The 12,004-nt window shown below is 44.7% G+C and carries 9 protein-coding genes; 5 read left to right on the top strand and 4 right to left on the bottom strand.

The annotated features are described in order from the left end of the window. The first annotated feature begins 5 nt into the window (after positions 1-5). From JIG41_RS20345 to JIG41_RS20325, 5 genes are all read left to right on the top strand, one after another. Positions 6-1,931: a DUF262 domain-containing protein gene (locus JIG41_RS20345; RefSeq protein ID WP_076922915.1), complete on the top strand. Its 1,926-nt coding sequence runs from the start codon at positions 6-8 to the stop codon at positions 1,929-1,931. Then, positions 1,932-5,753, top strand: coding sequence for a helicase-related protein (locus JIG41_RS20340; RefSeq protein ID WP_138558342.1), 3,822 nt, complete (start codon positions 1,932-1,934; stop codon positions 5,751-5,753). A 300-nt stretch (positions 5,754-6,053) separates the two neighbouring features. Further along, the gene (locus JIG41_RS20335; protein WP_199525344.1) at positions 6,054-6,377 is read left to right on the top strand and encodes a hypothetical protein; all 324 of its coding nucleotides are present in this window, start codon (positions 6,054-6,056) and stop codon (positions 6,375-6,377) included. A 9-nt stretch (positions 6,378-6,386) separates the two neighbouring features. Continuing rightward, complete coding sequence (locus JIG41_RS20330; protein ID WP_138558343.1) at positions 6,387-6,914, top strand: type II toxin-antitoxin system MqsA family antitoxin; 528 nt, start codon at positions 6,387-6,389, stop codon at positions 6,912-6,914. Beyond that, on the top strand, positions 6,907-7,368 hold the full coding sequence (locus JIG41_RS20325) for a preprotein translocase subunit SecB (RefSeq protein ID WP_076922911.1): 462 nt from the start codon (positions 6,907-6,909) through the stop codon (positions 7,366-7,368). The genes JIG41_RS20330 and JIG41_RS20325 overlap by 8 nt, the downstream gene beginning before the upstream one ends. Before the next feature lie 125 nt (positions 7,369-7,493). Here the strand turns inward: JIG41_RS20325 and JIG41_RS20320 are convergent, their stop codons facing one another. The 4 genes from JIG41_RS20320 to JIG41_RS20305 form a co-directional block, all read right to left on the bottom strand. After that, the gene (locus tag JIG41_RS20320) at positions 7,494-8,180 is read right to left on the bottom strand and encodes a hypothetical protein (RefSeq protein ID WP_138558344.1); all 687 of its coding nucleotides are present in this window, start codon (positions 8,178-8,180) and stop codon (positions 7,494-7,496) included. Positions 8,181-8,649: 469 nt separating this feature from the next. Further along, positions 8,650-11,058, bottom strand: a complete 2,409-nt coding sequence (locus JIG41_RS20315; protein ID WP_199525343.1) for a TOTE conflict system archaeo-eukaryotic primase domain-containing protein — start codon at positions 11,056-11,058, stop codon at positions 8,650-8,652. Between the two features lie 25 nt (positions 11,059-11,083). Continuing rightward, positions 11,084-11,455 carry a type II toxin-antitoxin system HigA family antitoxin gene (locus JIG41_RS20310; protein ID WP_000354815.1) on the bottom strand — a complete coding sequence of 124 codons (372 nt, stop codon included), beginning with the start codon at positions 11,453-11,455 and terminating at the stop codon, positions 11,084-11,086. Between the two features lie 31 nt (positions 11,456-11,486). After that, positions 11,487-11,789, bottom strand: a complete 303-nt coding sequence (locus tag JIG41_RS20305) for a type II toxin-antitoxin system HigB family toxin (protein ID WP_199525342.1) — start codon at positions 11,787-11,789, stop codon at positions 11,487-11,489. Between the last annotated feature and the right edge of the window lie 215 nt (positions 11,790-12,004).

The raw sequence follows: 12,004 nt of genomic DNA, 5'->3' as shown, positions 1-12,004 counted from the left end.
TCTACATGCAAGCGTCTGAACAAACATTTTCAAAGATCATTCAGTCTGATAATGGCAACGAACACTACCATGTGCCTAAATATCAGCGAGCCTATAGTTGGCGACAGAATAATTGGACTCAGCTATTTGATGATATTGATGAAAATGAAGCTGGACATTTCATTGGTTCAATTATTTGTATTGACGAAAATAGTCAACGCAGACCCGGGCACGACCTTGTATTTGAATTAGTCGACGGTCAACAGCGTATGACTACTCTCTCTTTGTTGATTGCTGCCTTGTACCAAAAATTAAGCCTCTGTCTAGACACAGCAGAAAATGATGATGATCTTGATGAAGATGACCTTGATGAGATAAAGGCCAAACGCCGAGGTATTGGGTTGCAACTCATCAGAAAAGTTAAAGCTGACGTCTCGGATCAACGCGGTGCAATTAAATCAGGTAAACGTGTTGTATTATTGCGAGTTCAACCATCCAGTCAAAATCATAATCTAGATGACTACTTGTACATACTTTCAACCTCTGGTGTTTTAGTCGAAACCGTAAAGTGCCCAAGCCATTTTGGTAACAGGCTAATGGCTAAAGCTTATCGCTATTTTTTAGATCGTTTGCCAAATTCAATAGATGCATTAATGCTTTTGGCCGACAAAATCAACCAACTGCAATTGGTTCATATTTCTGTCAACTCTCACGCTAACGCCTTTCGACTTTTTGAAACCCTTAACAACCGAGGAGTGCCTTTAACAGCCGTTGACATCATCAAAAACAAAATGCTGGCTGAAATGGAACGTCAACACGACGTTTCAATCGATGACGCATATGAGCTTTGGCAAGAAATGCTGGAAGACATTGAAGATGTTGAGGATCGTTTTTTAAGACAGTTCTATAACGCCTTTAAGCATAGAGAGAAAATTGGCCAACCGTCTTTTACTGCTAAAGCCACTTCATCAACTCTGATTGCTATTTACGAGAAAATCATTGAAAGCAATGCCAAGTTTATTTTCGATGAATTAGTATCAAAAGCTAAAGTCTACGGAACAATTACTCAGCCAGATGAGAGTACCCCGCTAGGTTTGGCTCTCGTAGACCTTAACCGGATCGGCGCAGTCCCTTCGAATACCCTGCTGATGTACTTGATGACTCTGGATGAAAAGCACTTCGCTAGTGCTGACACCTTACTTAGTGTTGTGCATTTTTTGCAGAAATATCTTGTGCGAAGAAATATCACCGACACCCCCAGCACGCGAGACCTTGATCAGTTACAAATTGATGTTATTGAGGCCTGTGAATCAAGAATAAAAGCAGAACAAACTATCGATCCCGACTTTGTTATTAGCGTCTACTGCAAAGGCCGTGGAGAGCCAGCTTCACTTGAATCATTCGAATCAGCATTGAGTGACAATTTGTTCTATTACAACAAACAGATGGCTCGCTATGTATTAGTAAAACTGGATGAGCGGGCTCATAGTCGCGAATACAAGCCGGACTTCTGGGCCAGAAACAACAAAGGGCAATATATTTGGACTGTAGAGCACATATTCCCTCAAGGTGAGAACATTCCAGCTCATTGGGTAGATATGATTGCAGGTGGAGATAACAGCTTAGCAAAAGAGATCCAAGATGAGAGCGTTCATTGCCTGGGCAACCTTACATTAAGTGGTTACAACTCCCGCCTATCGAATCAAAGTTTTGACAGAAAACAATCGAAAACAGAAATCACCGCTGCGGGCCACAAAATCGATATTGGCTACAAAAATGGTTTGTATTTGAACAACCTAAGTTTTGAATCGAATGGCAAAGATGTGTCACTTTCAACAATAGAACAGTGGCAAAAAGGTGATATTGCCCAAAGAAATCAAATGATGGTTAACCTGCTCAGCAGTCAATATCGTTTTGACCATGAGGTAAAAAATAATGAGGACTGCGAATAAATGCCATTAAAGGACTTTTCCTGGGAGTACAGTTATAAAACATCTCAGGTGAGAGCGCCGGGAGAGCCTGCCGTAGATATTCTGCGGGAATTTTATGTGCCATTGTTGCAACGTATTGTTCGCTATGATCGGGTAGCTGGTTTCTTCCGTTCATCGTCGCTTGCTCTTGCCAGTCGAGGCATGACCTCTTTTGTTAATCGCGATGGCAAAATGCGCCTGATTGCTGGCGTCGATATGACACCTAAAGATGTGCAAGCCATTATCAATGGCCAGCACACCATTCTTGAATCGCATCTTGATCAAGAACTTACCGGCAAAGAACAATGGCCGGAAGAAGCTGAGCGTGGTGTGGAGTTACTTTCTTGGATGGTTGCCCATGGCCACTTGGAGATAAAAGTTGCCTTAAGGAAGCATGCCCAGACCGGTGAAGCGATCAGCCTGGATTCCAGTGAAGATGGCTACGTGCATGAAAAATGGGCGCTGGCTTACGATGATGAAGGCGAAACCCTCTATGCCAGTGGTTCGTGGAACGAATCAGAAACAGCGCTGAAGCGTAATGCAGAGAATGTCGACGTTGATTGCTCTTGGGAAGGTAAAAAAGAACGTGCGAAAATTGCGGACGCCGCGCAATCATTTGATGCAATGTGGAATAACACCCATCCTGCTTTTTTAGTTAAAGACCTGCCTTCGGCTGTGCGTGAAAAGCTACTGCGTTTTTCTGAAAGCATCACGGTTCCAGTAGAGATCGACAACCAGCCCGCAGAGCTTGAGCAACCTAAGATTTCCAGCAAGGATGCGTTACGTTTTACCGCATTAAAATACGCACCTTTGATGCCTAATGGTGAGTACGTTGGCATGTATACAGCGCCAGTTGAGCCTTGGCCCCATCAAGAAGTGGTTGCTCGACGAATCATCGAAAACTTTCCAGCATCGCACCTGATGTGTGACGAGGTTGGATTGGGTAAAACCATTGAAGCAGGCCTGGCATTCCGCTCACTGTACTTAAGCAAGCGTGCAGAAAGAATCCTTATCGCAGCCCCAGCCAGTTTGACACGGCAGTGGCAACGCGAAATGGCGACTAAATTTTATCTTGGGTTTGACCGAGTCACAGCATCTCCGTCACCGCAAAGTGAATCAATATTTCCTCTTGAAGAGAAAAAGTCTATCGGCAGTCTATATAGCCCAAATCTAACGATCGTATCGACAGGTTTGATGGCGAGAAAGGAAAGACGCCGATTGCTGGATCAAGCGGATAAATTCGATATGGCCTTGGTGGATGAGGCTCACTATGCCCGTCGGCAAAACTCTCAACGTGGAACGAGAGGCTTTCCTCGTTTTAATCAGCTGTATCAGACTATTGCTGATCACATGCGTGGCAACACTCACTCCTTGCTTTTAGCAACTGCAACACCCATGCAGCTTGACCCTGTGGAAGTGAGCGACTTGATTCGTCTAACCAATCGCGTTGGCGCATTTCAATACGACCCGTCCTTGATGCTGGCTTACTATCGCCTTGTTAATGCCGTTGCCTCTGGAGAAAAGCTAAAGCAGGAAGAATGGGACTTTATTCGTAAGTCCGTCACCACAATAGAAAACCTGGACCCGAAACTCTGGCGATATCTCAACGACGTAGTCATTGATCCTATGTCGAAGATCTCGCTGGAGCAATGGTTAAATCGTGGCACGATCCCAATGCAACATGAGCTCGCCGCCTTAGCGAGACTATTATTTGCGGCAGCACCACTGTCACGAGTGATGCAGCGCCATACGCGTGATTTGCTCAAAATTTATCGACAGAAAGGCAAGCTCAGCGCAAACCTAGCCGATAGAACCGTTATTCCAACACCACGAATAACCTTTACCAAGAAAGAGGCTCGCGTAGATGGCCTGCTCGGTGAATATTGCGAAGGATTGAGAGAACAGCTTCTGGCTAGTGGGCTCAATGAGCCAGGTCAGGTGGCACTAGGCTTCTATTTGAGCTTCTTGCGCCTACGATTTGCATCCAGCCTTAAAGCGTTACAGCTGACACTTTCGCGTCGTAAAACAAAGGTTGAAGCAACGCTCATTGAGCAGCTGAAATACAGTACAGATCCTACCGATAATGAGGAGCTTCAGGAGTTACTCATTGACGGTGGCGACGATGACATTGACGCTGTTGAAATGCTTCTCAACAACAGGACCAAAGATGATCTAAGGTGGGAACGCGATATGCTCGACTCACTGCTAGGTGAGTTGGCTGATATCTATGAGGACTCAAATAAGTTTAGAGCGTTACTGACCGCACTCAAGCCCCGCATCGAGGGCAAGCGCATTAAGCAAACCGTAATTTTTACCCGCTTTCTCGACACCCTTCATGATATCCGAGAGCGACTACAAGCCAAATTCCCCGAACTACTCATAGGAACCTATTCAGGTGAAGGTGGGCATTACTACGACCCAAATAAGAATCAAATGGTGGGTGTAGAACGTGACGTGATCAAACATCGATTTGTTCAAGGCCATATCGATATTTTGCTCTGTACCGACGCTGCCGCTGAAGGTCTTAACTTACAAACCTCTGATCTACTGGTTAACTATGATTTGCCATGGAACCCAATGAAGGTTGAACAGCGTATTGGTCGTATTGACCGTATCGGGCAAACTCACAAAGAAATTTTTGTTCTCAATCTATGTTTTGCTGACTCTGCAGAGCAATTTGTCTATGAGCGCTTGTTGAATCGTTTGGCTAGCGCAAATCTTGTGGTGGGAACACAGCAATTCTCGATGCTCCCTGTTACTACGGAAGAGTTCCAGAAATTGGCCGAAGGGACGATGACCGAAAAACAGGTAGAACAGGCTGCAATGGACCGAGCCAAAATCCAACAGGCTAATAATAAGCTTATGGAAGTCCCTGTGGAGGAAATGTTTAATGTGTATGTAAGGCTCAGCCAAACATACCGCAAACAGCCTCTGCCGGTTTATTTAACTGAAATTTGGCAAACCCTAATTGAGTCAGTATTCCTGGCAGAGATTGGCTGCAAGCTGAGTGATTGTGGAAAATACCTCACCTTAAATGGCATTGAATCGATCGTTGATGGTTCGGTATTAACTATCGACAGGTCTTTATTTGATACTGGCCTACCAGATGGCACGCATGTTTATTTCGCTACCTACGGTGAGCCCGTTTTTGAACGGTTGCTTAATTTCGTATTGGAGCAAATTGAAGAGCCTGTCTGCCAAGTTATCCACGTAAAACAAGGTAACATTGAATGTGCAGCTGTTGCGTATGTAGATCATAACAACCGAATGCAACTGGCAACCTCTGTGAAACAAACTCTCGCTGCCGCTGAAGCGAAGAGTTGCGAGGACCAAACTAGCATCCAACGCGCTCAATCGCAGATAGATAAGTTCGCTAAAGACACCCACCGAAACCAAAGCAAAATCGCAAATGTAGAGAGGAACAACTTGCTTCAAGCAAAGGCTCAGGTGCTATTGAACAATCAGGTTGTTCGTTCATTGATGTCTTCCAAACTCAAAACCAGCAAGCTCGATGACAACGCTACGGTCATGCTTCGAGCATTGGAAGAACAATTCAGTAAACGAGATACGGCCGTAAGAATCAGGAATGTCCCAAGAAGTATGGAGACCCCACTTTCTGCAGGCATCATCGATGCAACGTTCCCAAGACAAGGCGACGGGCATATTGATACACCGGTGCTTATCGTGAATACGGCACTAGAGTCTCTTGCGAGAAGAGTTGATGGGAGTAAAGGTGGTGCTCGCAGACAAACAGCCAGTGCGATCATTGATGGAATTCAAAAAAATCCAGGAGAGGTTAATTAGCACCCATAAGACATATTAGTGGAATATAAAAATCGTCTACGTGTTTTTAGAGCATGCACAACACTGAGTTTTGGCTGGTGCGGATATTAATGGCGGTACCAAGTTACGTATTGATTTGTGCAAGGGCGTCGATACATACCGGAAAGAAATATTTAACTTTAACTGGATTAAATTACCATTATGGTAAATAATGCGATAAATTTAAGCGCCTATACTGACGATCAGCCTCCTTGTAAAGCAGGGAGTGACAGAATCTATATCGCAGACGGGCCTCTTTATACATCAGAGTTGATTAGGGCATTGCTCGCAACCGCTGGTGACAACACTAAGCTATTGACTGAACGTTGTAGAAAAGATGTTCAGTCAATGGGATACGATATTGATGATGTTAAACAGCTAGTTTGTACCGCTCTGAGTTCAGGAAGTTACCTAAAATCAGAATGGTGCATAGTTGGTCAAACTGATAAGTCTATTTCTTGGGCTGCATGTGATAGTTATCGGCTGTTTAGAAATGAATGGGTGGAGTATGCGCATAAAGAAATGCGCTACGAATACTATGTGAAATTTGCGATAGGCAAGACAGGTAAGTTGTTATTACTGGTTTCTTGTCATTTATCGCGCTGAGGATATGTGATGAATATTCAAATTTGTCCAATTTGTGAGATGGGCCAATTAACTCTCCATACTGAGAGGATTACAGTTGAGCATTTAGGTCAACAAGGTCAAATTGAAAGCCAGTATGCAGTGTGTGATTGCTGTGGCAGTGAACAGACTGGTACTGCTGAAGCTCGCTTTAACAAGCGTGCAATGATTGCTTTTAAAAAGCAGGTGCAAGGCTTGTTAACGGGTAATGAACTCCAGGTCTTGCGTAAACGCTGGGGCTTAAAACAGGCTGATGCTGCAAAAGTGTTTGGTGGTGGCCCTGTTGCTTTTTCCAAGTACGAATCAGACGATGTGATGCAATCAGACGCAATGGATAAACTGCTCCGTTTAGCGGCGGAAGTGCCAGCTGCTTTAGATAAGTTAATGTTGAATGCGGGTGTTGAGCGTAATATCCAGACAAGCTGGAAAAATGTAGCTGTAGTGGATTTCTCATCGACTGCTCGAAAGACGAGAATTGTTGCATCACACGAACTCGAACTAGAGGCGTGTTATGGTTAAAAAAGTATCAAAATCGTTACAGCAGGCTATTGATGCTTTAGTGATACAGGATGTATACGTTAAATCGTGCCAAGCTAAGTGTGTTGAAGACTTTGACCCAAAATCCACGGAACTTGAAGCGTTGTTAGTGCAACAAATGCATGTTGTTCTTCGAAGTGAATTGATCGATATTGATGGCGATGGCCATCTGGTACGCATTTATATCCGTTTGGGGACTCGTTGGGTTGATCCTAAAGCAGATAGTGATCCTGATATAAAAGCTTTTGTTGAAGCTGACTTTATTGCTGAATATCAAGTCACAGCAGAACTAGAGCAGGCAGCGATTGATGAATTTGCACTGAAAAATGCTAGCTACCATGTTTGGCCTTATTGGCGCGAGTTCTTGAGTACTCAATGTGAACGACTGCGCTTGCCAAGAGTTGTTTTACCAACTGTGCAATTTAGCAAACAGTAACTAAAAATCGACATCAAAAAATATCGAGCTATTTGGCGCTTTTGATATTAAAATCGCATCAACAACACCCCTCCCGCTACCAGTTAGATCAGCGCCCCGCGAGGGGTTACTCGTTTTTAAGACTTCTAATTTTTGCTACCGTAATCAGTTACGGCACCAAAATTAGCTTCCAACCACACATCATTCTCTGGCCCACAAAGGTGGTGCAGCAGCGCTAGGTTGATCTGGTGACTGATCACGTTGCCGTTTCGTTTTTGGCTTTCTTTTCTTAAACCTCTCAGTAATAACCCCGTACATGACTTACCCATTTGCTCCGGCGAACTGGGCAGGCAAAAAGCGCGGTTTTGCTGTGTGGGGTGCAGGGTAGTGCGTTTTCCTGTTTTAGATAAAGGCGTAATGCACCAAAAAATACAGGCGTTGGCGGGCGTGTTTGCTTTCAATGTTCTGGTTTGTATTGTGCTGTTCATATATACCGGTAAAAAATGTGCCGGTAACAAAACCAACCCGCCTTGCGCGTGGCCATCAACCTCAGGTAAAGGTAGCCAATACAGGTTTGGCCATTGCTCGGGGCTTTGCCATTTTTCTACGATCACTTGCGCGCCAATGCTATTCAGCCATTGGTGAATTGGGCAGCCTGGGTGCGCTTGTTTAATGCGCGGTAACTGATAGGTCAGCCAGCGGGTTAAGCGTTCGGCCGCATTATCGCACTGGCTTAATGCTGGGTAGAGGGTAAACGCGCCATGCCTAACCAATAAAGCGACCACCTGCTGTATCCATTCTCTATCCCAATCGTTAGCACTTGCCCATAACACGTCACTTATCACCTTGTTGGTTTTTCATGCCGTCTATTTTCAGTGGTCGGGTGCAGACGCGGTGGTGAATTAGATGAAAGAAATGGCCATCAAACTAACCAGTCAAATCGGTTTTTTATGATGACCTGTGCGCGGCTAACTGTTTGAAATACATCGTCCAATACAGCGCTGTTTGGCGGCATTTGGCTAGTGCAAAAAAATCGAGAAGCCAAACGATCGTTTGTATTCTGGGTTTAAAAAATCAAACGGTTTGTACTTTAATGCCGAGGTTGGTTTAGGGTACAAAAAGTGCCAAACCTTGCTTTTATCCAGTACCGGCAAGGCTTAGCAGCGTTGGATTTCAATCGAGAAGCCAAACAGTAAATGGGCAAATTTCCCTGTTTGGCGTTTCGATCCAAAAGCCAAACGGATAGTGGTTTTGGCGTATGGGTATAAAGGCATGGGGAAGTGTTTAATGAAGTGCTGCTGTTTATTTTGGCTTGGTATTTGGTGACGGGATGTTTTCTAACCTCAATGAAGGTTGCTTGTCACTGTTATCATCAATGTACTCAAGGGCGTACCCCATAGCCTTGTAGCTTTTCTCGCGTTTTTTAAACATGCGTTGCAGCATAGGGAGAGCGCAGTCCACATAGTCGTGAATGGTGACTTGTGTTTTGCCTTCCGATTCACGATGAATACGACCGGCATATTGAGCCAATGTACCTTTCCATGCGATTGGCATAGCCAAAAACAACGTATCCAGTCTTGGTAGGTCAAATCCTTCGCCTACATATTTTCCTGTTGCGACGACAACTTGAGCCGATTGAAGATGATTGTCAGCGTTCTTGCGTTCCGCAGCTTTCATGGCGCCTTTGAGTACGACAGTGCTTATACCCATCTCGGTAAGTCGTGAGTGTATGTACTCTGCGTGCTCTCTACGCTCTGTAAGGACTAACGGATGTCCGCCATTTTGAACACACTGAGAGGCGTCTAAGACGATTTTTGACGTGCGCTGTTGGTTATCGACGAGCCAGCGGTAGGCATCGCTTATTTTTGGGCGCTCATCTGTTTTTATTAGCGCAGCTGGCGGTATATCGTAGAGCTGATGAATCATCACGGTTTGAGTAAATTGCTCATCAAGGCTTTGTTTCACTTTATAGCGAATGGGCCCTGCCGCCATAAAAATGATCTTCTGATGGCCATCTTGTCGCTCTGGTGTTGCTGTTAGGCCTAAGACATATTTTGCTCTTACCTCGTTGAGTACCATTTCAAACCTTGGCGCAGACAGATGGTGGCATTCATCAACAATAATGTGGCCGTAGTCTTGGATGAGAGGCGTGATGGAGTTGTCTTTTTTATTAACCAAGCTTTGGTAGGTGGCAATGTCGATAATGCCACTCGGCTTTCTTTTACCCCCGCCTATAATGCCAATGGTTACTTCTGGTAGGAACGTGCGTAATCGCTCTTGCCACTGCTCAAGCAGTTGTCGGCTATGAACCAGTATTAGGGTATTTACTTTGCGTTTTACGATCATGCCGATGGCAGTAACCGTTTTTCCAAATGCGGTCGGCGCATGCAAAATACCGAAGTCATGTTTAGATATTGCGGCCACTGCGTCTCGCTGGTTCTTTCGCAAAGTGAACTCGGGGGTAAGTTTTAATAATGGTCTGCCGATTTCACGCTTATCGTCAAACAGTGGCGAAATATTGTGCTCTTTTAGCAAAGCAATCGCGTCATCGAGACAGCCTCGCGGTAGTGCTAGATAACCGTTTTCAATACGAGCACAGGAAATAAACCTCGGAATGCCATGGGTTGAAAAGCGCAACGCTTGTGTTTTAAAAAACACAGGATTAGAAAAACTAGCTAATCGCTTTAGTCCTACCAGTAGTGGCCCTGGTAACTCGCTCATCAAAAAGTAGATATGGTTGGCCAAGGTAATGGTCACGGTTTTCGGCAAAGACTCTAATTTTATTGGTGCGGCTTTGGCTGTGATTTCCCAAGGAGGGCGGTTGTCTATTAGACCTTGTTCGGACAGTAATAGGGTATTGGGTGAAATGGTTGTTATGAGTTGATCAATACTCGATTGCGTGAGCGTTTTAAGCTCAGCAAGGTACTGCCATTGATCGTCAATCGCATTCAGGTCATTGTCAACAAAGCAGCTACGGCCTGAAAGGCGAGCCTCCTTTTGAAGTGGTAGCGCAATGAGATTGCCAAACCCTCCTTCAGGAAGGACATCTTGGTTAGGAAATAGCCTGTCATAGGAGTCAAACGATAGATTTGGAAATATTTCCATGGCCTTATCAAGCAAAGCGAAACCCAGTGCCCGAGCTTGGTTAGCTGGGATATTGGTTTCAAAAAAGATCCATAAGTGCGCTCCGTTGCCAGAACGCGAGATTTCTATCGCGTGCGGAATATCAAACTCTTGGCACGCTTTAGACATTGCTTTGACTTCTTCTTGCCAACAGCCTTTGTCAAAATCGGCTGCCAACAAATAGCACGTATTATCTTTCAGTAAGGGATACAGCCCCACCACTTGATGACCGGCAAGGTGCCTGTAAATAATGCGCTCGTTTAGTTCGCTAAACTTGCGGTGTGAACAGTCTTGGCATTTAATGCGGGGTTTGTTGCAAACCCCGTTTACCCATTCATTATCACAGGCTACGGAATAGCCACTGCGGCCCTGTTGATTTTGCCAACGATTGGCAAAGATATCCTCTCGTCCACGAAATCGTTGTCTGAATAGGGCGACCTTTTGTTCTGGCGTGAATGTCTGTACTGAACGTTCGTTTTGAGCGCTACGCAAAGCCTCTCTTAATGCGAGAAGCCGCTGCTTTTCGTTTTCAAGCTCAGCTAGCCTGTTATCAATAGCAGAAATGTTTGAGTAGCGAGCGTCATTCATAACAAACTAATTTTGATTCGCAGCGCTATGAAGCGCGAACTTGCGGTGGCTTGATCAGCGACTCTGCTGGAATACCTAGTCCTTCATGAAGCTTCCAAATCATTTTTAGCGTGAGTGATCGCTTATGGTTTAGGATTTCATAAACACGATTGCTTTTACCTATCATGGGTTCAAGATCTTTAACCGTTAAGCCTTTGCGCTCCATCTCAAACTTTATTGCCTCAACAGGGTCTGGCAAATCCATTGGGAAATGCTTTGCTTCGTAGGCTTCAACTAACGTAACCAAAATGTCCAGCTTTTCGCCTTCGACGGTATCAGGCTCCGCCATCATTAGGTTTTCGATGTCGTTTAATGCCGCGCGGTAGTCGGCATCTGTTTTAATAGGTCTGATGTCCATTATATTTACCTCTTGTTACTACCTCTTGGCTTTAAATCGTTTGCACATCAATTTGATCGTATTGTGCATGACTGCCGATAAACCGTATGTAAACCACCTTGTAGGCATAATTGATCCAAACGACTAATCGGTATTTATTACCGGCAATGTTAAACACGACACGCCCATCTTTGAGGATGCTGGCATTTCTAAAGTCCTGTTTCACATTCGACGGTGATCCCCAATCAGCGTTTAATGCATGCCTATACCACGCTAAAGTTGGCTCTTTCGTGTCAATGTATTCTGGGCTGTCTTCCCAAAATGTTTTTAAGGTTGATAGTGCGATAATTCTCATAAACAGATGTTAGTCCCATATTGGGACTTTTGCAAGTTTGGCATTTTTGATGCGGTTAGGAGTTCTTACCGCATCGGCCTTGTTGATCAAATGCAGCTCTCTAATAAACTCACTTAACTTACTGATATTTAGGCAGACCAAGGGTGTTGATCTTATTTAGCGCCTTCACTTTGATCATCGCTTCAACCAGTTGGCGATTGTAATCACGCGCATTT

The organism is Pseudoalteromonas sp. bablab_jr011, assembly GCF_016464045.1.
Taxonomy (GTDB): Bacteria; Pseudomonadota; Gammaproteobacteria; order Enterobacterales; family Alteromonadaceae; genus Pseudoalteromonas; species Pseudoalteromonas lipolytica.
Note: the sequence above shows the minus strand (reverse complement) of the source record. Positions and strands in the feature narration are given on the sequence as shown.

Excerpts from the sequence above, each read along its gene's own strand:
- JIG41_RS20340 (WP_138558342.1), top strand. The coding sequence starts at position 1,932 with ATGCCATTAAAGGACTTTTCCTGGGAGTACAGTTATAAAACATCTCAG.
- JIG41_RS20345 (WP_076922915.1), top strand. The coding sequence starts at position 6 with ATGCAAGCGTCTGAACAAACATTTTCAAAGATCATTCAGTCTGATAAT.
- JIG41_RS20330 (WP_138558343.1), top strand. The coding sequence starts at position 6,387 with ATGAATATTCAAATTTGTCCAATTTGTGAGATGGGCCAATTAACTCTC.
- JIG41_RS20305 (WP_199525342.1), bottom strand. The coding sequence starts at position 11,789 with ATGAGAATTATCGCACTATCAACCTTAAAAACATTTTGGGAAGACAGC.
- JIG41_RS20315 (WP_199525343.1), bottom strand. The coding sequence starts at position 11,058 with ATGAATGACGCTCGCTACTCAAACATTTCTGCTATTGATAACAGGCTA.
- JIG41_RS20310 (WP_000354815.1), bottom strand. The coding sequence starts at position 11,455 with ATGGACATCAGACCTATTAAAACAGATGCCGACTACCGCGCGGCATTA.
- JIG41_RS20325 (WP_076922911.1), top strand. The coding sequence starts at position 6,907 with ATGGTTAAAAAAGTATCAAAATCGTTACAGCAGGCTATTGATGCTTTA.